25 protein-coding genes are annotated in these 21650 nt (G+C 74.1%); all 25 read left to right on the top strand.

The window, feature by feature from the left end; translation table 11 throughout:
- The first annotated feature begins 16 nt into the window (after positions 1-16).
- Entirely contained in the window at positions 17-730 is a 714-nt protein-coding gene (locus QN157_13555) for a glycosyltransferase family 2 protein (GenBank protein ID MDR7556617.1), read from the top strand.
- The gene (bshB1, locus tag QN157_13550; GenBank protein MDR7556616.1) at positions 709-1389 is read left to right on the top strand and encodes a bacillithiol biosynthesis deacetylase BshB1; all 681 of its coding nucleotides are present in this window, start codon (positions 709-711) and stop codon (positions 1387-1389) included. Before QN157_13555 ends, bshB1 begins: the two co-directional genes overlap by 22 nt.
- Positions 1389-2993 (top strand): hypothetical protein, encoded by a 1605-nt coding sequence (locus QN157_13545; protein MDR7556615.1) that lies wholly within the window; start codon positions 1389-1391, stop codon positions 2991-2993. The genes bshB1 and QN157_13545 overlap by 1 nt, the downstream gene beginning before the upstream one ends.
- 7 nt (positions 2994-3000) lie before the next feature.
- Positions 3001-3708 carry an ABC transporter ATP-binding protein gene (locus QN157_13540; GenBank protein MDR7556614.1) on the top strand — a complete coding sequence of 236 codons (708 nt, stop codon included), beginning with the start codon at positions 3001-3003 and terminating at the stop codon, positions 3706-3708.
- Complete coding sequence (locus tag QN157_13535) at positions 3705-4352, top strand: heme exporter protein CcmB (protein ID MDR7556613.1); 648 nt, start codon at positions 3705-3707, stop codon at positions 4350-4352. Before QN157_13540 ends, QN157_13535 begins: the two co-directional genes overlap by 4 nt.
- Positions 4353-4380: 28 nt before the next feature.
- Positions 4381-5040 carry a cytochrome c biogenesis protein CcsA gene (gene ccsA / locus QN157_13530; GenBank protein ID MDR7556612.1) on the top strand — a complete coding sequence of 220 codons (660 nt, stop codon included), beginning with the start codon at positions 4381-4383 and terminating at the stop codon, positions 5038-5040.
- 145 nt (positions 5041-5185) lie between these two features.
- Entirely contained in the window at positions 5186-5347 is a 162-nt protein-coding gene (locus tag QN157_13525; protein ID MDR7556611.1) for a hypothetical protein, read from the top strand.
- Between the two features lie 5 nt (positions 5348-5352).
- Positions 5353-5742, top strand: a complete 390-nt coding sequence (locus QN157_13520) for a cytochrome c maturation protein CcmE (protein ID MDR7556610.1) — start codon at positions 5353-5355, stop codon at positions 5740-5742.
- A gap of 289 nt (positions 5743-6031) precedes the next feature.
- A complete protein-coding gene (locus QN157_13515; protein ID MDR7556609.1) occupies positions 6032-8023 on the top strand; it encodes a heme lyase CcmF/NrfE family subunit in 1992 nt (663 codons plus the stop codon).
- The gene (locus tag QN157_13510; protein ID MDR7556608.1) at positions 8020-8304 is read left to right on the top strand and encodes a hypothetical protein; all 285 of its coding nucleotides are present in this window, start codon (positions 8020-8022) and stop codon (positions 8302-8304) included. The genes QN157_13515 and QN157_13510 overlap by 4 nt, the downstream gene beginning before the upstream one ends.
- Before the next feature lie 131 nt (positions 8305-8435).
- The gene (locus QN157_13505) at positions 8436-9344 is read left to right on the top strand and encodes a carboxypeptidase-like regulatory domain-containing protein (protein ID MDR7556607.1); all 909 of its coding nucleotides are present in this window, start codon (positions 8436-8438) and stop codon (positions 9342-9344) included.
- 51 nt (positions 9345-9395) lie between these two features.
- The gene (locus tag QN157_13500; protein MDR7556606.1) at positions 9396-10343 is read left to right on the top strand and encodes a c-type cytochrome; all 948 of its coding nucleotides are present in this window, start codon (positions 9396-9398) and stop codon (positions 10341-10343) included.
- Positions 10344-10421: 78 nt separating this feature from the next.
- Positions 10422-11084, top strand: a complete 663-nt coding sequence (locus tag QN157_13495; protein ID MDR7556605.1) for a ubiquinol-cytochrome c reductase iron-sulfur subunit — start codon at positions 10422-10424, stop codon at positions 11082-11084.
- A 30-nt stretch (positions 11085-11114) separates the two neighbouring features.
- On the top strand, positions 11115-12281 hold the full coding sequence (locus QN157_13490; protein ID MDR7556604.1) for a cytochrome b N-terminal domain-containing protein: 1167 nt from the start codon (positions 11115-11117) through the stop codon (positions 12279-12281).
- Positions 12282-12286: 5 nt separating this feature from the next.
- Positions 12287-12568 (top strand): hypothetical protein, encoded by a 282-nt coding sequence (locus QN157_13485; protein ID MDR7556603.1) that lies wholly within the window; start codon positions 12287-12289, stop codon positions 12566-12568.
- Complete coding sequence (locus QN157_13480) at positions 12565-12831, top strand: hypothetical protein (GenBank protein MDR7556602.1); 267 nt, start codon at positions 12565-12567, stop codon at positions 12829-12831. Before QN157_13485 ends, QN157_13480 begins: the two co-directional genes overlap by 4 nt.
- 10 nt (positions 12832-12841) lie before the next feature.
- Complete coding sequence (locus QN157_13475; protein MDR7556601.1) at positions 12842-14017, top strand: cytochrome b N-terminal domain-containing protein; 1176 nt, start codon at positions 12842-12844, stop codon at positions 14015-14017.
- Positions 14014-14502, top strand: a complete 489-nt coding sequence (locus QN157_13470) for a hydrogenase iron-sulfur subunit (protein ID MDR7556600.1) — start codon at positions 14014-14016, stop codon at positions 14500-14502. Before QN157_13475 ends, QN157_13470 begins: the two co-directional genes overlap by 4 nt.
- A 150-nt stretch (positions 14503-14652) precedes the next feature.
- Entirely contained in the window at positions 14653-14997 is a 345-nt protein-coding gene (locus QN157_13465; GenBank protein ID MDR7556599.1) for a cupredoxin domain-containing protein, read from the top strand.
- Entirely contained in the window at positions 14994-15971 is a 978-nt protein-coding gene (locus QN157_13460; GenBank protein ID MDR7556598.1) for a polyprenyl synthetase family protein, read from the top strand. Before QN157_13465 ends, QN157_13460 begins: the two co-directional genes overlap by 4 nt.
- Positions 15972-16158: 187 nt before the next feature.
- Positions 16159-17238 (top strand): class II aldolase/adducin family protein, encoded by a 1080-nt coding sequence (locus tag QN157_13455; protein ID MDR7556597.1) that lies wholly within the window; start codon positions 16159-16161, stop codon positions 17236-17238.
- 43 nt (positions 17239-17281) lie between these two features.
- Positions 17282-18634: a Mur ligase family protein gene (locus QN157_13450; GenBank protein ID MDR7556596.1), complete on the top strand. Its 1353-nt coding sequence runs from the start codon at positions 17282-17284 to the stop codon at positions 18632-18634.
- A 203-nt stretch (positions 18635-18837) separates the two neighbouring features.
- Positions 18838-19458 carry a cyclodeaminase/cyclohydrolase family protein gene (locus QN157_13445; protein MDR7556595.1) on the top strand — a complete coding sequence of 207 codons (621 nt, stop codon included), beginning with the start codon at positions 18838-18840 and terminating at the stop codon, positions 19456-19458.
- On the top strand, positions 19455-20393 hold the full coding sequence (locus QN157_13440) for a bifunctional 5,10-methylenetetrahydrofolate dehydrogenase/5,10-methenyltetrahydrofolate cyclohydrolase (protein MDR7556594.1): 939 nt from the start codon (positions 19455-19457) through the stop codon (positions 20391-20393). The genes QN157_13445 and QN157_13440 overlap by 4 nt, the downstream gene beginning before the upstream one ends.
- Positions 20394-20405: 12 nt before the next feature.
- The gene (locus QN157_13435) at positions 20406-21629 is read left to right on the top strand and encodes an alcohol dehydrogenase catalytic domain-containing protein (GenBank protein MDR7556593.1); all 1224 of its coding nucleotides are present in this window, start codon (positions 20406-20408) and stop codon (positions 21627-21629) included.
- Positions 21630-21650 lie beyond the last annotated feature (21 nt).

Raw genomic sequence — 21650 nt, 5'->3', positions numbered from 1 at the left:
GCGTTGACATGCAGCGATGCGACGTACGCTGATCGTCCTGCCGCTGTACAACGAGGAAGCCACGCTGCCGCAGGTACTGGCGGAGGTCCGCGCCGCGGCGCCGCAAGCGGACGTGCTGGTGGTGGACGACGGGTCCACCGACCGGTCGCCGGAGATCCTGCGGGCGCATCCCGACCTGGCCGTCCTGCGCCATCCGCGCAACCAGGGCTACGGGCAGTCGCTGATCGACGGGTTCGCCTACGCCCTGGCCCAGCGGTACGAGGCCGTGGTCACCATCGACTGCGACGCCCAGCACGAGCCGCGGCAGATCCCGCAGTTCCTCGCGGCGCTGGCCGACGCGGACATCGTCTCGGGGAGCCGGTACCTGGACCCCGCGGCGGGCGGCGACCCGCCACCGCCGGACCGGCGGGCGCTCAACGCCGAGATGACCGCGCGGCTGCGGGCGCTCACCGGCTACCCGTTGACCGACGCGTTCTGCGGCTTCAAGGCCTACCGCGCCACGGCCCTGCGCCTCTTCCAGCTCGACGAGCCGTCCTACGGGCTGCCCCTGCAGGTGTGGATCCAGGCGGCGGCGCACCGGTTGCGCGTGGTGGAGCTGGCCGTGCCGCGGATCTACAAGAACCCGCACCGCCGGTTCTGGGGCGGGCTCGACGACGTCGAGGTGCGCCGGCAGTACTACCACAGGGTCCTCGAGCAGGAGGTGCGCCGGTGGCTCGTGTCCTCGCCGTAGGGCCGCATCCCGACGACGTGGAGATCGGCATGGGCGGCACCATCGGCCTGCTCCGGGTCCAGGGCCACGAGGTGGTGATCTGTGACCTGACCAACGGCGAGCCCACGCCCATGGGCACCCCGGAGCGCCGGGCCCAGGAGGCGGCAGAGGCGGCCCGGGTGCTGGGCGTGCGCCGTATCACGCTGGACTTTCCGAACCGGGCGCTGGAAGCGACGCTGGAGGCGCGGCGGGCGCTGGCCGAGGTGATCCGCGAGGTGCGGCCCGACGTGCTGTGCCTGCCCTACTGGGTCGACGCGCATCCCGACCACGTGGCCGCATGCGCCATCGGCGAGGCGGCGCGTTTCTGGGCGAAGCTGACCAAGACCGACATGCGCGGCGAGCCGCACTACCCGGCCCGGGTGTACCATTTCTTCAGCACCCACTACCGGCTGCACGTGCAGCCGGCGTTCGTGGTGGACATCACGCCCTACATGGACACGAAGATGGCGGCCGTGGCCGCCTACGCCTCGCAGTTCAACGACGCCCGCGGGACCAGCTGGATCCTGGACGCCATCCGCACGGCGTGCGCGTACTACGGCCAGCTCATCGGCCGCCCGTTCGGCGAACCCTTCGCGTGCCGCGAGGTGATCGGCGTGGCGCGCTGGGACGGGCTGATCTGATGGCGACCTCCGCGTCCTGGCCGGCGCTCGACCTGGAGATCCCGGCGACCTCGCCGGCGGCGGTGGCCGCACCGCCGTTTCGCGCGTGGCTCGCCCTCGCCCGCGACGCGCGCGACCGGCTGGCCGCGGCGACCGTGCCCATCGGGGAGGTGGCCCTGCACGCGTGGCGGCGGCAGGCCCGGGCCGAGACGCTGGCCCTGGCGTGGGCCTACACGCGCAGCCTGGGCGTTGCGGTGGCGTCTGCCGGCTCCCCGGACGCGGCGACCGAGGCCGACCTGCTCCTGGCCACCGGGCACCAGCCGGTGTTCGTGCACCCCGGCATCTGGATCAAGGTGCTCGCCATGAGCCGGCTCGTCCCCCCCGGCAGGGTAGGCCTCCACTGCGTCGTGGACACCGACGCGCTCGAGGTGGTCGCCGCCGACGTGCCCGCGATGGCCGACGGGCGACTGGTGCGCACCCAGGTGGTGCTCGCCCGGGCAGACCCCGACGTCCCGGTCGAGGCGATGCCGGCGCCGTCGCCGGACGCCTGGCGCGCCTTCCTGGCCGAGATCGATGACCGGGTGCGGACGCTCGACGCGCCCGAGGTGCTGGCCGGCTGGGAGCGGGCGCGGGCGCTCCCGCCGCCGCCAGCGAGCGGCGGGCTGGCCGGTGCGGTGACCTGGGCACGCCGCACGCTGGAAGGCCCGCGGCCCTACGTCGACCTGCCCGTGTCCCATCTGCACCGGACCGGGGCCTTCCGCCGGTTCTGCTGGGCCATCGTGCGCGAGGCGCGGCGCTTCGCACAGGTGCACAACGCGCAGCTGGCCGCGTATCGCGAGCACTACGGGGTGCGGACGACGGCGCAGCCGTTTCCCGACCTGCTGGTCGACGACCGCAGGGTCGAGACGCCGTTCTGGATCGTGCAGGAGGGCCGGCGCCGGCCGCTGCTGGTGGAGGTGGCCACGGGCCGCCTGCTGGCGGGCGACGTCCCGGTCGGCCGGATCCCCGACGACCCCGACGACGCGGCGTTCGCCGCGCTGCCCATCCGGCCCCGCGCGATGACGCTCACCGCCTTCGTGCGGCTGGGCGTGGCGGATCTGTTCGTCCACGGGCTGGGGGGCGGGCGCTACGACCGGGCCACCGACGCGATCGCGCGCGCCTTCTTCGGCATCGCGCCCCCGCCGTACGCGACGGTGACCGCCACGCTCTGGTTGCCGTTCGCCGACGCCGGGCAGGCGGCCGACGAGCGGCGCAGGTTGCACCGGCTGCTGCTCGACCTGCGGCACAACCCCGACCGCTTCCTCCCCGCGCACGACGGGCCGCACCGCGCGTTGGTGGAGGAGAAGTGGGCGCTGATCCGTCGGCTGGACCGTGGCGAGGCACGCACACGGCGCGAGCGGCGGCAGGCCACGGCGCGCATCCGCGAGATCAACACGATCCTGCAGGTGCAGGTGGCCGACCGCGTGGCCGCCGTGCAGGACGCGCTGCGGCGGCTCGACCGTCTCGCCCGGGATGCGGAGGTCACCACGGCGCGGACCTACCCGTTCGTGCTCTTCCCCGTGGAGGCCGTGGAACGCCTGGTGGACCTGCTGGAGACCGACGCCGCCGGCCCCACCCGCGGCTGAGGCGCGTGTGAGGGCGCACGGCCCGGCCTACGCGGTGGAGGCCGCAGGCGTGGCCAGGGCGTTCGACCACCGCCCCGTCCTGCGCGGGGTGGACCTGCGCGTGCGGACCGGCGAGACGGTGGCGGTGCTGGGCGCCAACGGCGCGGGCAAGTCCACCCTGCTGCGCATCCTCGCATCGGTGCTGCGGCCCACCCGCGGCACGGTCGTCTGGTTCGGGGACCCGGACGCGCCCGCGGCCAGCGTGCGGCGGCGGCTCGCGCTGGTCCCGCACGAGTCGCTCCTCTACGATGGCCTCACCGTGGAAGAGAACCTGCGCTTCTTCGCGGGGCTCTACGGGCTGCCGTCGGCGCGGGCGGCCGAGGTGCTGGAGGCGTTGGGCCTGGGTGCCCTGCGCACGCGGCGGGCCCGCGTGCTCTCCCGCGGACAGCGCCAGCAGGTGGACCTGGCGCGGGCGCTGCTGCACGATCCGGTGCTGTTGCTGCTGGACGAGCCGTTCACCGGCCTCGACCTGGAGGCGGCGGCGCGCCTGGCGGCGACGCTGCGCGCGATCGGCGCGAGCCGCACGGTGATCTTCGCCACCCACGATCCCGCGCAGGCGCGCGCCCTGGCCGACCGGGCGGCGGTGCTGCGGGGAGGCCGGGTGGCGGTGGTCGAGCCCGCGGCGGCACTGGACGACGCCGCGCTCGCGGCGTGGTTCCGGGAGGCGCTGGCGTGAGAGAGCTCTGGCTGCTCGTGGCGAAGGACCTGCGCGTGGAGTGGCGGACGCGCGAGCTCACCGGGGCCATGGCCCTGCTGGCGTTGCTGCTGGTGGTGGTGCTGTCCGGGCTGGGGAGCGCGCCGCGGGCGGCGGCCGCAGCCATGTGGGTGACGTACACGTTTGCCGCCGCGCTGGGTTTTGCGCGCCTGTTCGCGGTGGAGCGGGATCAGCTGCTGGCCCTGCGCCTGGCGCCGGTGGACGCCGGCGTCGTGGTGCTGGCCAAGGCTCTCGCCAGCTGGGCCGCGCTCACGGTGGTGCAGGTGGTGTCGGTGCCGGCGTTCGCCGTGCTCTCCAGCGAGGCGGTGGGGCGGCACGCGTGGCGGCTGGCGCCGGTGCTGGTCACAGGCGGCGCCGGGCTGGCCGCGGCGGGCGCGCTGTTCGGCGGGCTGGTGACGCTGGCCCGGGTGCGCGAGGCGCTGCTGCCGGTGTTGCTGCTGCCCGTGGCCGTGCCGGTGCTTGCGGCCGCCACCGCGGCGACGGCGGAGCTCCTCGAGGGCGCGCCGCTGGCGGCGGTGGCACCGCAATTGCAGGTGCTGGGGGCCTTTGCTATGCTCGTTGGCGCAGCCAGCGTGCTGTTGTTCGATCACCTCGTCGAGGAATGACCGTGCCCGTCCAGCCGGGAGCGCGCGTGTGCGGCTGCTGCTGACCCTCGGCGTGGCACTGGTCCTGGTGGGCGCGGCCTCGGCGCTCCTGCTGGCGCCCGAGGAAGCGATCCAGGGTGTTCCGCAGCGCATCATGTACGTGCACGTGCCCAGCGTGCTCGTCGCCTACCTGGCCCTGGGCGTGGTGGGGCTGGCCAGCGGCCTCTTCCTGCGTCGGCGCGACCCCGCCTGGGACCGGCTGGCCCTGGCGGCCGCGGAACTCGCCGTGCTGTTCATCACGCTGACGTTGGTGACGGGCGCGCTGTGGGGCCGACCGGTGTGGGGGGTGTGGTGGACGTGGGACGCGCGCCTGACGACCACGCTCGTCCTCTGGTTCGTCTACGTCGGCTACCTGGCGCTGCGGGCGTGGGCGCCGGGCGAGCGCGGCGCGCGGGCCGCCGCCGTGCTCGGCATCGTGGGGCTGCTGGACGTGCCGCTCATCCACTGGTCGGTGGTCTGGCTGCGCACGCTCCATCCCCAGGCCACCGTGTTCCGTCCCGAGGGGCCAGCGCTGCCTGCGAGCATGCTGGCGCCGCTCGTGGCCAACACCGTGGCCTTCCTCGTGCTGGCGGCGGCGCTGCTGCGCGTGCGGGTCCGGCAGGAGCGGGCGCTGGCGGCCGCCGTCGAGGCCCTGGAGTCCGCAGGGTGATGGGGGAGGAGCCCGTGGTGGCAGCCGCGACGACAGGGTCGCCCCGGGGAGCGCCGGGCGTCGGCAGGATGCTGGCGCTGCAGAGGCCACAACCGCCGGTGGGCAGCGCGGCGGTGCGCGGCGTGCCGGCGCCGGGAGGCCGCGGATGATCTTCGTGGTGCTGGCCTACCTGGCGGTGGTCGTCGGGGTGGGCTGCTACGTGCTGACGCTGTTCGCCCGGCAGCGCCTCGTGCGTGAACTGGTCGACGCGTCGCGTCCGTCAGCCAACGAGGGCGTGCCGGTGCTCCGCGACGCACGCGAGCGGTGATCCCCATGAGTCCCAGGCGGAAACTCGCGGTCGCCGGAGCGCTGGTCGTGGCCGCGCTGGCCCTGGCTGCCTACCAGGGGGTGCGCTCGGCCACCGTGTACTACCTGACGCCCGGTGAGTTCGCCGGCCGTCCCGACCTCCACCGGGCGCGGGTGCGGCTGGCCGGGACCGTGCAGCCGGGATCCGTGGCCAGGAGCGCGGGGCAGGTCCAGTTCACGCTGACCGATGGCACCACCGCCTACCGCGTGACCTTTGCCGGGGTGCTCCCGGACCTGTTCGCCGAGGGCCGGCAGGTGCTCGTCGAAGGGCGTCTGGTCGAGGGGCGGATCTTCCAGGCGACGCAGGTGATCTCGACGCACCCGACCGAGTACAGGGAGCGGTACCCGGAGCGCTAGGGCGATGGCCGGACGGCACGCGCCATCGGGGGTCAGCGGGTCACGGCCGGTGCGCGGCAGCAGGCGATGGTGTGCACCCGGCGGACAGCGCGCGCGTGCCCGCATCGAGAGCACGCCGCAGGACGCGCGGGGGGCCAGAGAGCGCTCGTGAGCGCGGTGAGCCTCGTACTGCTGTTGGGGGTTGGCTGGCTCGTCGTGGGCATCGCGCTCTGGCGACTGGTCGGTGAACTGGAGCGCCTCGACCACGCCCTGGCATCGCGCGGGCGTTCGGGAGCAGGGTGGAGCGGACGTGGCGGGTGAGATCGGCCGGTTCGCCGTGCTGGCCGCTGTGGTCACCGCGGCCTACGGCATCCTCGTCACCGTCCTGGGCATCCGGCGGCGGCACGAGGGGCTGCTGGAAGCCGGGCGCCGCGCGGCGGTGGCGTGGGCGCTGCTCGTGGCGCTGGCCGCGGCAGCCCTGTGGACGGCGCTCGTGCAGCGTGACTTCTCGGTGCGGTTCGTCGCGGTGGCCAGCGAGTCGACCCAGCCGCTGTTCTACACGATCACCGCGTTCTGGGGCGGCCACGACGGTGCCCTCCTGCTGTGGGCCCTCGTGCTGGCCGGCTACCTGGTGGCCGGCGTGCGCGCGCTGCGCGCGCATCCGGCGCTGCAAGCGCCGGCGACCGTGGTGCTCCTGGCCGTGGCGCTGTTCTTCTCGGGGATGCTGGCGTGGGCCAGCGACCCGTTCGCGCGCCTGGTGCCCCCGCCGCCCGACGGGCAGGGGCTGAACCCGCTGTTGCGCAACCCGTGGATGGCCGCGCACCCCCCGACGCTCTACCTGGGGTTCGTGGGCATGACCGTGCCGTTCGCCATCGTGGTCGCCGCGCTGGTCACCGGCCGTCTGGACGACACGTGGGTGGTGCTGGCGCGCCGCTGGGTGCTGGTGGGCTGGATCTTCCTCTCGCTGGGGCTGCTGTTTGGCGCCAAGTGGTCGTACGTGGTGCTGGGCTGGGGCGGCTACTGGGCATGGGATCCGGTGGAGAACGCGGCGCTCATGCCGTGGCTGGTGGCCACGGCGTTCCTCCACTCGATCCAGGTGCAGGAGCGGCGCGGGCTGCTGGCCACGTGGAACGTCGCGCTGGTCATCCTGGCCTTCGCGTTGACGCTGTTTGGCACGTTCCTGGTGCGCAGCGGCGTGATCGCGTCGGTGCACGCGTTCGCGCTGTCGGCCGTCGGCCCCGCGTTCCTGGGCTTCCTGGCGGTGGTCCTGCTGGCCGGCTTCGGCCTGCTGGCCTGGCGGTGGGATCAGCTGCGCCGCCCGGCGACCATCGAGGCCGTGCTCAGCCGCGAGACGGCCTTCCTGGCCAACAACCTGCTGCTGGTGGCCGCGACCGCCGTGGTCTTCGTGGGCACGGTCTTCCCGGCCGTGACGGAAGCCCTGGAGGGCGTGCGGAGTACGGTGGGCCCACCGTACTTCAACCGCGTGCTGACGCCCATCGCGCTGGCCCTGCTGCTGCTCATGGCCATCGGGCCGCTCCTGCCCTGGCGACGCGCCTCCCGTGAACAGCTGGTGCGGACCTTCGCCTGGCCGGCGGCCGTCGCCGCCGCCGGCGGCGGGATCCTCGCCGCGGCGGGCGTCCGGGCCCCGGTGGCGCTGGGGGTCTTCGTCCTGGCGCTGTTCGTCCTGGCGACGATCGGGCTGGAGCTCGTCCGCGGCGTGCGGGTACGTGCCGCCCGCGGCGAGCCTGTGCTCACCGCGCTGGGGCAGCTGCTCTGGCACAACCGCCGTCGGTACGGCGGCTACGCTGCCCACCTCGGCGTCGTGCTCATGCTGGCGGGCATCGCGGGCAGCAGCGCCTTCGCCACGCAGCAACAGGCCACGGTGGCTCCCGGCGAACGGTTTCAGCTCGGTGCATATCTCTTCGAGTTTCGGGGGCTGGCTGGCGCGCAGCGCCCTGGGATCGACGTGGTGGAAGCGGAGGTGCGGGTGTGGCGGGGCGCCCGGGACCTGGGCGTCCTGCGTCCCCGCCGGCTGTTCTACCGGGCGCAGGAGCAGCCGATGCACGAGGTGGCGATCAGGTCCTCGCCGCGCGAGGATCTCTACGCGATCCTGGCCGACTGGACGCCGGACGGTCGGGCCACGCTGCGGGTGCTGATCCACCCGCTGGTATCGTGGCTGTGGGCCGGCGGGGCGGTGCTGGCCGCCGGCGCGCTGCTGGCGGCGCTGCCAGAGCGGCGCCGGCAGGCGCGCGTGCTCCCGGTGGGCGAGCCGGCCCCATCGCCCGCGGTAGGGGCGCCGTGAGCGGCATCGGCCTGCCCGACGCGCTCGTGTTCCTGGTGGCCGCAGCGCTCGCGTGGTACCTCCTGGCGCCCGTTGCGCGCCGCAGGACGCGGGCAGTCGACGACGCGCGCGCCGGCCAGGCCGACGCGCCCACGCTGCGCGCCCTCGCCGAGCGCGAGCTCGACCGGCCCGTCACGTCGAGCGATGCCGACGACCTCGCGCCGCCCGCGGCGCTGGAGGAGGACGGCGCACGGCTGCGGCAGCTGGACGGGGCGTCGCGGCGCGAGGAGGCCGTACCGTGACAGGCGCCCGACCGTGGGTCCGCCAGGCATGCGAGACCGGTGCGCCCGCGGCGCCGGGGCGCGCACACAGGTCCAGGTGGCGGCCGTCGCAGCCGGCGCGCGCCGCGGCCACGGCGATCGCTGCGGTCGGGATGATACTCGCGGTCTGGACCGGGCCGGTCTGGCCGGCGACGGTGCGTGGGACCGTGCTCGCGACGTCGTCCGCGGTCGATGGCGGCGCCGGGGCGGTCACCGGGATCGTGCGCAACGGCACGAGCGGCCGGCCGGCCGCCGGGCAGGAAGTCACCCTGGTGTCCATCGGCAGCACGGGGGCTCAGCCCACGTCCGACGCGCGCACCGACGCCGCCGGCCGCTTCGCGTTTCGCGGGCTGCCCGACGGCCGCTACCTGATCCAGGCAAACCATCAGGGAGTACCGTACGCGGTCCACGCGGTCGTGGCCGGTGGTCCGGTCCACGTGGCCCTCACGGTGTACGACGCGGCGCCCGACGTGCCGCTGCGCGTGGCGTTGCTTGGGGTGGCGGTCGAGGTGCACGCCGGCTACGTGCGGGTCTCGGAGGTGGTGCACCTGCGCAACGCCACCACCCGTACGTTCCTGGGCGACGTCGCCGTGCCCCTGCCGCCGACGGCCCGGTACGTCGCGTATCATGCCGGCTTCGACCGGCCGCGCACCGCATCCGGCGAGATCCGGGACCGACTCGTCGTGCGCCCGGGCGCTCACCAGCTGTCGTTCAGCTACGCGGTGGCGGGCGCCGGCACGGTGTCCCTGGATCGCCGGGTGCGGCTGCCGGTCGATCGGGCAGTGGTGTTCGTCACCGCCCCGGCCGAGGTGCGCTCGCCGCAGTTCCGGCCGGCACCCGACGTCGACATGGATGGTGGCCGGTACACGCGGGCCTGGGCCAGGGCGGTGCCCCCGGGCGACCTCGCGTTGCGCGTGGTGGGCGTGCCGCCGCTGCGGCGATGGCCCGCGCCTGCAGCGGCGGCGGCGCTGGCGGGCGTGCTCCTGGTGGGCCTGACGTGGGCGTTACGGCGGCAGACCTGACGACAGGCGCCCGGACGTCCTCGCGCGCCGGGGAGGAGTTGCCCCGGGGGCGTGGAATCGTTCCTGCCGTTGACGATGACACCTGTTCGCTCGCTGACGACCGCGCTGCGCGTGCTCCCCGCGATCGTCGCCGTCGCCGTGGTCGCTGCCGGATGCCAGCCCACCGTGCGCGTACGCGGCGAGGCGGCGACGGTCGGTGCTGGCTTGGGGCAGCAGCCGGTGCTGCGGCCGCTGGTGGAGGGCAAGCCGGCGTTCAAGCCGTCGGCCGCGCGCGGGCGGGCCACCTTCGAGCGCGTCTGCGCCGTCTGCCACGGAGACGAGGGGTTTGGCGACGGGCCTGCGGCCGCCGGCCTCACCTCGCCGCACAAGAACCCGCTCACCGACTTCTTCGCGCTGTGGGGCATCCAGATTCGCGGTGAGAAGATCCCGTCCCGGCCCGCCAACTTCCACAACCAGATCGCCATGCGCCTGAACGCCCCGTGGGTGCTCTTCGAGACGATCAAGCTCGGCAGGCCCCACACGGCCATGCCGGCCTTCGGGCGGAAACCGGCCTACGGGGCCAACAAGGGGCCGGCGACCCTCACCGACGAGCAGATCTGGGACGTGCTCTTCTACGCCTGGACGTTCTCCACCACGCCGCAGGCGATCGCGCGCGGCCGCGAGATCTACCAGACGCGGGCGCTGGAGATCGGCGGGGGCCGCACCGCCACCTGCGCCGACTGCCACGGTCCCGCCGGGGACGGGCGCGGTGGCCGGCTGTCCGAGGAGATGGCGGCGCGGGTGTGGGGCTGGCGCGAAGGGGTCGGCGCCGGGATCTTCACCGACGCCAACTTCCTGGCGGCCCGCAAGCCCACCGAGCTCTTCCAGCGGATCGCCGACGGGCGCGGCCTGATGCCCGGGTACCGGGGCCGGCTGGAGGAGGACGAGATCTGGGCGCTGGTGGACTACGTGCGGACGTTCATGTACGAGTACGCACCGCCGCGCGGACAGCAGCCGTGAGGCCCGCGGCGGGTCCGGCCGCCATCCCACTTCCCGGGCTGGACGGCGGCTGTGTATGCTGGAGACGGTGACCTGCTGATGGCGCACGACCGTGCCATGGATCGTCGGCGCTTCCTGCGCGCCGCGGCGTCCCTGCCGCTGGCAGCGGGGCTCGTGGCGTTCGCCTCGCCGCTGCTGCGGTTCCTCAAGCCCAACGTGGACCCCTTCGACGTGCTGCAGCCCACCAGGCACGACCCGCCGGCCGGCGAGCCGGTCGTGGCGGCCACCCTGGCCGAGTTGCAGAAGCCCTGGGACTTCAAGTACTTCGTCTACACTCAGAAGTACCCCCAGTACACGCCCGAGGGGTTCCGCAGCGCCTCGGTCCCCGGCGTGGCGATCCGCCTGCCGGCCAAGATCCGCATGCCGTGGGACTGGGTGCGCGCCACGGGTGAGACGCCGCAGTTCACCGAGAGCGAGATCATCGTGTTCTCGCGGATCTGCCCGCACCTGGGCTGCATCTACAACTTCGTGCAGGACTGGCGCGAGATCACCGCCGGCTACGGCGGCTACGTGCCGCCCAGGGAGCGCCAGCACGCGCTCATGGGCTGCCCGTGCCACCTCAGCATCTACGACCCGGCCGACCCCGAGATGCCGGGCCGGGTGCTCTCCGGCCCGGCCCCGCGGCCGCCGCGCACGTTCTTCTACACCATCGAAGGCGACCGGGTGCTGGTGCGGCGCGTCGAGCCGGGCGGGATCGCGTAGCCTCAATCCGCACCACCGTGACGAGGACCGATGGCCAGGGTCTGGGACAACCTGCGTGAGTGGTACCGGGACCGTCGCAGCCGGCTGGACCTGTTCGACGAGACGCTGGTCACCCGGCAGGCCAACCCCTTCTACCTGCTGGGGCCGATGCTCTACTACTTCTGGCTCGTTACGGTGGTCAGCGGGATCCTGCTCATGTTCTGGTACGAGCCCACCCCCGAGGGCGCGTACAACTCCATCCTGCACATCCAGCACGCGGTGCCGCTGGGATGGCTGATCCGCGGCGTGCACAAGTACGCGGCCGACGGCGTGATCCTCTGCATCATCCTGCGCATCTACCGCATGTACTTCCTGGGGGAGTACAAGCGCCCCGGCGAGCTGAGCTGGATGTGGGGGTTCGCCGGGTTGGTCCTGGCCATGATCTCGGGGATCACCGGCTACCTGCTCATCTGGAACCAGCGGGCGTTCTGGGCGGCCAAGACGGTGCTCACGGTGCCGGTGTACTTCGACGAGCTCACCGCCAAGATCCCGGTCATCGGCGAGCGGTTCAACCTCGGCTCCATGATCGCCTACCTGTTCCTGGGCGGGCCGGCCATCGGCGCCGCCACCCTGACGCGCTTCTACGCCCTGCACTTCGGCATCTCGCTGGTGCTGCTCATCGTCATCGAGGTCTTCTACTACCGCACGCGGCGTCAGCGCCTGAACATGTCGCTCTTCCCCATCCTGGTGTTCTCGGCCATGCTGGTGTACATCTCGTGGGCGCTGCCCGCGGAGCTGGGCCGCCGCGCCGACCCGAACCGGACGCCCCTGCCGATCCTCTCCGACTGGTACTTCCTGGCGCTCTACCAGTACGTGAAGTACACGCCGCCGCTGTGGGCCGGGCTGGGCCCGGGCCTGCTCATTGGCTTCGGCATGCTGGTACCGTTCCTCGACCGCAGCAAGGGCCGGCGGCCCCTGGAGCGCCCGTTCTTCTTCGTCGTGGGGCTGCTGGCCCTGATCTACTTCCTGGTCTTCACAGCGCTCATCCTGTTCAACATCGCCGTGATCGAGCGCGAGCCGCCGCTGGTGCTGCTCGTCACCACCGTCGTGCTCTCCCTGGCCTTCGTCTGGGAGATCCGCTACCGGCGGCGGCAGGCGCGCGCCGCAGCCCAGGCGCAGGCGGCGCCGCCGGCGCCCGCGCGCGCGGCGGCGCACTAGGGGCCGTGGGCCGGCTGCTGGGGTCGGTGGTGGCGTTCGCCGTGGCGGTGGAGAGCTTCTCACGCCTGTGGCAGGGCGTGCGGGCGGCGCTCGAGGGGCACCGGCTCTACGGGCCCGGGGCGGCGCTGGCCTGGATGGCCGCCTTCTGGATCAGTTTGGGCTACCTGGCGTTCGTCATCTACGCCGCCGACCGGGCGGCGGGACGCACCCGGCGGCCCATGCCGCTGTTCGACCGGTGGCTGGACCGCCGGGCGGGCCGCCCGTCGGGAGGAGCTGACGTATCGTGACCGAGGAGCACCGCAGGTACGCCACGGGGATCGTCGGCCTCGCCGCCATCGGCGTGGCGTGCGCGATCCTGATCGTGCTCGGCGAGGCCATGGGCAGCCCCGACCGTCGGGTGTTCTGGCAGCTGGGCGGGGCCGCGTTGGGCGTGCTCTTCGTCGTCTACGGGCTGATCCTGCTGCTGCTGCGCAAGCTGGGGACGATCGGGCCGCGGCGCGCCGAGGCGGAAGACGACCTGCGCGGGCGCTGGGTCAAGCCCGTGCCGTAAGGGGGCCACTGTGTACCGGAAAGCCCTGACCGCCCTCCAACGCTTCACCCTCCGGCTGGACGTGGCCATCAACCGCGTCTACCCGTCGGACTGGAACCCGCTCTACTACACGGGCGGGCTCGCCAACCTGTTCCTGTTCATCCTGGTCCTCTCGGGCATCTTCATCTTCTTCTACTACGTGCCGAGCCTGACCGGCGCCCACCCCTCGGTGGCCTACCTCACCGAGCAGGTCCCCTACGGCGGGCTGATCCGGGGCATCCACCGGTACGCGGCCGACGCCTTCATCGTGGCGGCCCTGCTGCACCTGTTCCGCAACTGGTTCACCGACCGGTACCTGTTCTCGCGCGACTCCCCGTGGATCTCGGGCATGTTCCTGTTGATCTTCGGCGGGTTCGTGGGCGCCACCGGGTACATCCTGGTGTGGGACGAGCGGGCCCTGGCGGTGCTGGGGCTGTTCGACGACATGCTGCGGGCCATCCCGGCGGTGGGCGACTGGCTGGCCAGTCTGCTGCTGGGCGGTCGCGGGCTGTCGGAGGGCACGCTGCCCCGCATCCTGCTGCTGCACGTGGGCCCGGCGTCGTTGCTCTACGTGCTGCTGTGGTGGCACTACGTGCGCCTGCGGCACCCCAAGGTGTGGCCGCCCGCCACCTGGGTGCTGGTCAGCCTGGGGCTGGTGACCCTGCTCGCCGCGGTGATCCCGGCGGTCAGCGGCGCGCCCGCGCAGCCCGGGACCCGGCCCGAGGCGATGCCGCTGGACGTCTTCTTCCTGCTGCCGTTCTGGCTGGCGGGCCTGCTCCCGCCCGGCCTGGTGGTGGCGCTGGTGGCGGTCACCCTGGGCGCGGGATTCGTGATCCCGTACCTGGGGCGCGAGGCCCCGCAGGAGATGGGGGTACGGCACGCGGGCGTCGCGCAGGTGATCGACGGCAACTGCACGGGCTGCGAGCTGTGCTACTACGACTGTCCGTACAACGCCATCGTGATGGTGCCCTCGCCCCATCCCGGGCTGTCGCGGGCGGCGGCCAGCCGGAAGCTGCTGGCGGTGGTGATCGACTCGCGGTGCGTCGAGTGCGGCATCTGCATCGGCGCATGCCCCTTCGAGGCCCTGGAGCTGCCGAGCCTGCTGGAGGCCGACGTGACGCGCCGCGTGCAGGAGGCGGTGGCGGTGGCGGAGGCGGTGCGGGCATGAGCACGCAGGCGGCGACCGTCCGCGGCGGCGCGGCGCCCAAGATCGTGGGCTTCGTGTGCGACTGGGCGGTGGCGACCGCCGACCTGGTCGATGGGGCCGGCCGGTTGCTGGCGTATCCGTCGGTGGTGCTCATCCGCATCCCGTGCTCGGGGTTCATCCGCCCGGGCTGGCTGGAAGACGCCCTCAAGGCGGGCGCCGACGGCGTCTTCGTGGTCGGGTGTCCCTACGGGGACTGCCTGAACCGCGAAGGGAACTACCTGATGCGCGAGCGCATCGACCAGCTGCAGCGGCGGCTGGCGCGGCGGAAGGTGCCGGCCGAGCGCCTGCAGATGCTGGCCCACGGGCTGCACGACCGCGAGGCGTTCCTGGCCGACGTCGCAGCCATGGTCGAGCGCCTGCAGGCGCTGGGCGCGGGCGCCGCCGCAGGGGGACCGGCGCGACGTCCGGCGGCCGCGCGCGCGCCCGCGGAGGAGGGAGGGGCATGAAGCGCCCGCTGCGGGTCTGGCTGGCGTACCTGCTCTTCTACGTGTTCTTCTTCCTGCTGCTGGCGTTCGTGGCCTCGTTCGGCCTCATCGCCGAAGCCTGAGCCCCTCGGGGCGCGGCGGCGGTCTGTGCGGTCCGGACTCCCTGGCGTCGTGGCGGTTGCCGTCGTGGCGCTGGTCGCGACAGGGTGCGGGGTGCGGCGCGCCGCGCCAGCGCTGCCGCCGGCGGTCGTGGACGTGGTGGCCCGCGAGTGGGCGTTTGCGCCCGCGTCGCTGGCGGTGGCGGCCGGACGCATCGCGGTGCGCCTCAAGAACGAGGGGCTGGTGGAGCACAACCTGGTCGTCGACGGCGTGCGCGGAGCCCAGATCGAGGGTGTGCCGCCCGGCGGGGAGGCGACGGTCGCGTTCGAGCTCGAGCCGGGGACCTACGTGGCCTACTGCAGCATCCCCGGCCACCGCGAGGCCGGCATGACGCTGACCATCCGGGTGGCGCGATGAGCGTGGCGCTCGACCTGCAGGAGATCTATCGGCCCGTCGCCGACGACCTCGAGAGGCTGTACGAGCTGCTGCACCGTGAGCTGCGCAGCGACGACCCGTTCGTGGGCGAGCTGGTCGCGCACGTGCTGGCCGCGCGGGGGAAGCTGGTCCGGCCGGCGCTGGCGCTGCTGTCGGCCGCGGCGGCGGGCGGCGCCGACGAGCAACGCCTGTGGCTGGCCGGCACGGTCGAGCTGATCCACATCGCCTCGCTGATCCACGACGACGTCATCGACGCCGCCGACCTGCGCCGCGGCGTCTCCACCGTCAACGTGCTGTGGGGCAACCAGCTGGCGGTGCTGCTGGGCGACTACCTGTTCGCCACCGCCTTCGACCTGGTGAGCCGGATGCGGCACCCGCAGGTGGCGCCCACGATCGCGCGGGCGGCGGTGGCGATGAGCGAGGCGGAGATCCTGGCGACCAAGGTGGGGGGCGAGCCCTACGAGGACGACGCCATCTACTTCCGCATCATCGAGGGCAAGACCGCACGCCTGGTCGCCGCGGCCTGCCGGGCAGGCGCGCTGGTGGCCGGCGCCGGGCCCGCGGTCGCCGACGCGCTGGAGGCGTTCGGCCTGGCCTGGGGGATGTGCTTCCAGATCACCGACGACGCGCTGGACCTGGTGGGCGACCCGCAGGCTATGGGGAAGCCCATCGGGAGCGACATCGACACGGGGAAGACGACGCTCCCCGTGATCGCCGCGCTGCGCGCGGCGCCCCCCGGTGACCGCGACCGTCTCCGGGCGCTGGTGCGCGGGGAGGCCGGCGGGCTTGCCGACCTCCAGGCGCTCGTCCACCGCTACGACGGCGTCCGGCAGGCGCTGGAGGTTGCGCGCACGTACGCGGACCGGGCCGTGGCGGCCCTGCAGCCGCTGCCGCCTGGCCCCGCACGGGCCAGCCTGGAGGCGCTGACAGCGTTCGTGCTGGTGCGGGCGCGATGAGTTCCCCGAGCGCACCCCGGAAACGGTCGGAGACGTCGCGCCGGCGCCGCGCAGCCGGGCCCGACGGCAGGCGCGCCCGGCGGGTGGTGTCCGCGGGCGGTGACCGCCCCCGCTGCCGGGCGCGGTGCGCTACAGTAGGGAGCGGGGTCGGCCTCTCGATGGCACTGACACCACGGAGGAACGTCTGATGACCTTTGCGCGTTCTGGCACCCCGCGCACGCCCGTGCAGCAGTGGTTCGCGGACGGGCTCGAGCGCGTGATGCGCGCTCGCGGGTTGGAGGAGACCACGCCCGATCGATCGCCGCGCGTCGTCCTGCACTTCGCCGCCCGCGAGGCACCGCGGCCCTTCCGGCGCAAGGCGCAGGCCGTCTTCGTGGTGTCCATCGTGGAGGGGCCGCAGCCCCAGGGCGAGGTCCTGCCGGCGATCTACCCGCTGCTGGTGCGGACCCTGGGCAACATGGTGATCTACCTGGTGCCCGACGGCTCCGGCCGTGCCCGCGCGCTGGTGGTCACCCTCGAGCAGGGCTACTTCCTCATCGACGACGCCGACGACGAGACGTTCTTCGCGCGGGTCTTCGAGCGGCTGTACCCGCTGGCCTCGGCACAGCTGGTGATCAACAACGAGTTCCACCCCGACCTGGAGCCCGAGCTGTGGGACGGCGACGAGCTGACCCGACAGCTGGCCGAGGCGGGGCGGCGCCTGGACGAGCTCAAGTTGCTGCCCGCGGCGTTTCCCATCGAGGAGCTGCTGCCCCCGCGCGACCTGGCCCACGTCAAGCGCCTGTTCGGCATCGGCGGGCTCTCCTACGGCAACCTCAGCGTGCGCAAGGACGCCCGCCGGTTCTGGATGAGCGCGAGCGGCGTGAACAAGGGCAACCTGAAGACCATCGGCCGCGACATCCTCATGGTCAAAGGCTACGAGCCCTCGCGCAACGTGATGCTGCTGAGCGTCCCGCCCCACGTCGAGCCGCGCCGGGTCTCGGTGGACGCCATCGAGCACTGGATGATCTACACGGCCCATCCGGGCGTGGGCGCCATCATCCACGTCCACGCCTGGATGGAGGGTGTGCGCTCGACCCAGATCCAGTACCCGTGCGGCACCTACGAGCTGGCGTGCGCGGTGGCCGAGCTGGTGGCCCAGAGCCCCGACCCCACCCGGGCGGTGGTGGGCTTGCGCAACCACGGTCTCACCATCACCGGCCCCAGCATCCCCGACATCCTCGCGCGGATCGAAGGGCGGCTGCTCACGCGCGTGCCCATGACGTGAGAGCGCAGGGCGGCCCACCGGGCCGCCCGCGCGGGATCACCCGATGACGTACGCCGAGGCCCTCGCCTTCCTCTACGGGCTGCTCACGCACCGGCCGCCCGGCCAGCCCACCGGGGCGGTGAAGCTGGATCGCATGCGCGCGCTGTGCGCCCTGCTGGGGCACCCGGAGCGGGGCTTCCCGGCGGTGCTGGTTGCCGGCACGAAGGGCAAGGGCTCCACGGCGGCGATGCTCGCGGCCATGGCCACTGCGGCGGGCTGGCGGGTGGGTCTGTACACCAAGCCCCATCTGGTCGACCTGTGCGAGCGCTTCCAGGTAGACGGCCGGTGGCTGCCGCCGAAGGCGGTCGCGGCGCTGGCGGCGCGCGTGCGCGCGGCGGTGGAGGCCGGGGTTGGTGGCCCGGGCTGGCCCCCGTCGTACTTCGAGGCCGCCGCCGCCATGGCGTTCCTGGCTTTCGCGCAGGCCCGCGTCGACCTGGGCGTGATCGAGGTCGGGATCGGCGGCCGGCTGGACGCCACCAACGTGCTCGACCCGCGCCTGGCGGTGATCACCACCATCGACTACGACCACACCGAGATCGTCGGCACCCGGCTGGCGCAGATCGCCGCCGAGGACGCGGGCATCATGCGGCCAGGGCGTGCCGTGGTGACCGTGCCGCAGGCGCCGGCGGCGGCCCGCGTGCTTGAGGCCAGGGCGGCGCGGCTGGGCGCGCGGCTGGTGCGCGTGGGACGCGACGTGCGCTACCGCACACGGCACGTGGGGCGCGACGGCACCGTCGTGGACGTCTGGGGTCGGCGTGGCCGCTACGCGGCCCTGCGCGTGCCGTTGCTGGGCCGTCACCAGGCCCTCAACGCCGCCTGCGCGGTGGCCGCCGCCGAGGCCCTGGTGGACGAGGGCCTCGCCGTCGACGAGGCGGCGGTGCGCGCGGGCCTGGTTGGGCTGCAATGGCCGGCCCGGGTCGAGGTGGTGCGCGACGAACCGGTCGTCATCGTCGACGTCGCGCACAACGTCGTCTCGTTCCGCGCGCTGCGGCGGGTCCTCGACGACGTGTTCCCCGGGCGCCGCGTCCACCTGGTGATCGGACTGCTGGGCAGCAAAGACCTCGCTGGCATCGCCCGGGTCGTCGCGCCGCGCACGGCCACCGTGTGGGCGGTGCGTGCCGACGATCCCCGGGCGCTGTCGCCCGAGGTCGTGGCCGCGGCCTTCCGGCCGCAGGTGGCGGACGTGCGCGTGGTGGAGGATCCGGTAGCCGCGACCGGCGCCGCCATCGCTGCGGCCGGGCCCCAGGACGTCGTGTGCGTCGCGGGATCGTTCCACGTAGCCGGGCCCGTGCGCGAGCATCTCGTGGGGCTGGGACGGCCGGCGCTGCAGGTGACCGCGGGGGTGCCGGGCGACTGACCCGGGGGCATGCGCGGCGCACGCACGGCGTACCGGCGCCTCATGGCGCCGGCAAGGCGTCCGCAGGCGGGCGTCGCGCAGCGTGGCGCGGGGCGGGATCAGCGGGCGTCGCCGCCGGGAGCCTGTGCCGGCGGCGCCAGGCCACGATGTCCGTTGTCGGGTGCGCCCCGGGCAACACGGGCAGCCGGCGGTGAGGAGGGCACATGTATCCGGAGTTGTCCATCGAGCAGTTCCTCGAGCGGCTGGCGTCCAGCGCCCCCGAGCCGGGCGGCGGCGCAGCCGCGGCGCTGGCGGGTGCGCTCGCGGCGGCGCTGGTTGGGATGGTCGCCAACCTGACCGTGGGCAAGGAGAAGTTCGCCGCGGTCGAGGACGAGATGCGTCGGGTCCGCGACGAGGCCGCAGCGCTGCGCGCGCGGCTCCTGGCGGCCATCGACCGTGACGCCGAGGCCTTCCGCCGCGTGATGGACGCCTACCGCATGCCGCGCGAGACCGACGCCCAGCGCACGGCGCGCCGCGAGGCGACCCGGGTGGCGTTGCGCGAGGCCGCACGGGTGCCCGCCGAGGTCGTGGCGCTGTGCGCCCAGGTCGCAGCGCTGTCGCAGACAGCGGCCGCGCGGGGCAACCCCCAGGTGCTCAGCGATGCTGCGGCGGCGGCGGTGCTGGCCGAGGCCGCGGCTGCCGCGGCGGCGCTCAACGTGCGCGTCAACCTGGCAGGGGTCGGTGACGCCGACGACGGGCTCTGGGGCGAGGTCGCGGCCCGGCTGGGCGCGCTGGCAGCCACGCGCGCCCAGGTGGTGCAGGAGGCGTACGCGCGGATCGGATGAGCACCGCCGAGATCATCGACGGCGTCGCGATCGCCGAGGACCTCAAGGCCGAGCTCCGGGCGCAGGTGGCTGCGCTGCGGGCGCGCGGCGTGGTGCCCGGGCTCGTCACGGTGCAGGTGGGCGACGACCCCGGCGCACGGGTCTACCGTCGCCAGGTCGAGCGGGTCGCCGCGGAGGTCGGCATCGCCTATCGCGACGTCACCCTGCCCGCCGAGGTGTCCCTGGACGACGTCCGCGCCTGGCTGCGGGCGCTGGCGGCCGACCCGACGGTGCACGGCGTCCTGCCCCTGCGGCCGCTGCCGCCGGCGCTGCCCGAAGCCGAGGTGTTCCTGGCGCTGGATCCCGCCAAGGACGTCGACGGCCTGCACCCGCTCAACGCCGGGCGCCTGGCCCTGGGGCAGCCGGCGGTCGTGCCCGCCACCCCGCTGGCGTGCTTCGTGCTGCTGGACCGGTACTTCGCGCGGCGCGGGCTCGACCCCCGCACGGCCTTCGCCGGCAAGGACCTGGTGATCGTGGGGCGCAGCCCGAGCGTGGGCCGTCCGGCCTACTTCCTGGCGCTGGAACGGCACGCGACGCCGACCACCGTCCATTCCTTCACGTCCCGCGCGGGCCGTCTGGAAGAGCACACGCGCCGCGCCGAGATCCTGATCGTCGCGGCGGGCCGGGCCGAGTTCATCCGCGGGCCCATGGTGCGGCCCGGTGCCGTGGTCGTCGACGTGGGCATCAACGTGCGGCCGGTGACCGATGCCGACGGTCGGCCGGTGCTGGACGAGCGTGGGCGACCCCGGCGTGAGACGGTCGGCGACGTGGCCTTCGCCGAGGTCAGCCGCGTGGCTGCGGCCATCACGCCGGTGCCCGGCGGGGTGGGCGCCGTGACCAACGTCGTGCTCATGCGCAACGTGGTGGACGCGGCAGCGCGCCTGGCCGGCGCGTGATACGGGCCTCGCATGAGGGCGGTCGTCGCGTCCCTCAGCATCCCGCGGTTCCTCGCCGTCCGCGCCGTGGGCCGCTGGCTGCCGCCCGCCGCCCTCGTGCGCCTGAGCCCGGTGCGTCTGGTCGACATCCCCGCACCCGTCCCCCCCGGGCCCGACTGGGTGGCGGTGCGCGTGCGCCTGGCAGGCATCTGCGGCTCCGACCTGCACCTCGTCCACCAGGACGCTAGCCCCTCGGCCTCCGTCTACGCGTCGTTCCCGTGCGTGGTCGGTCACGAGAACGTCGGCGAGGTGGCGACCGCGGGGCCAGCGGCCGGCGTGGCCCCGGGACAGCGTGTCGTGGTGGAGCCGCTGTTGCCGTGCCTGCCGCGGGGCTTCGACGCACCGTGTCCGGCGTGCCGTCGCGGCGACTACAACCTCTGCACACGGTTCGCCGACGGGCGGCTGCCGCCCGGGTTCGGCCAGGGATTCTGCCGGGACGTGGGCGGCGCGTGGGGTGAGCTGATGGTGGCCCACCGCTCGCAGCTCGTGCCGGTGCCCGACGCGCTGCCCGACGAGCAGGCGGTGTTCGCCGAGCCGCTGGCGTGCGCCGTCCACGCCGTGCTCCGCCACGTGCCCGAGCACGCCGGGACGGTGCTGGTGATCGGCGCGGGCGCCATGGGGCTGGCGACCGTGGGCGCGCTGCGGGCGCTGCGGCCTGCGGTGCGGATCGTCGCGGTGGCCCGCTACCCCCACCAGGCCGCGCTGGCCGCACGGCTGGGTGCGCACCAGGTGCTGACGTCCCGGGGGCGCGCGCTCTACGACGAGGTGGCCGGGCTCGTGGGCGCGCGGCTGCTGCAGCCACTGCTCGGACGCCCCCTGGTCACCGACGGGGCCGACGTCACGCTGGAGTGCGCGGGCACGAGCCGCGCCCTCGACGACGCCCTGCGCCTGACCCGCGCCGGCGGCACGGTGGTGTGCGTGGGCATCGCCTTCACCCCGCGGGGCGTGGACTGGACGCCGCTGTACCTGCGGGAGGTGCGCGTGGTGGGAACGTCGTTCTACGCAACGGAACACACAGGGGGACGCACCGTGCGGGCCATCGAGCTCGCCATGGAGCTGCTGGCCACGGGGCGCGTGGACCTGCGACCGCTCGTGACCCATCGGTTCCCCCTGCGGCACGTGGGGCGGGCGCTGGCCACCGCCCTCGACAAGCGCGGGCAGCGTGCCGTGAAGGTGCTCCTGGAGCCCACCGGCTGACCACCCCGGCCCGCGGGGCCG

This window comes from Armatimonadota bacterium (genome assembly GCA_031459855.1).
GTDB lineage: Bacteria > Sysuimicrobiota > Sysuimicrobiia > Sysuimicrobiales > Humicultoraceae > Fervidifonticultor > Fervidifonticultor primus.
The sequence above is the reverse complement of the archived record's forward strand: the minus strand, read 5'-3'. Positions and strand labels throughout refer to the sequence as shown.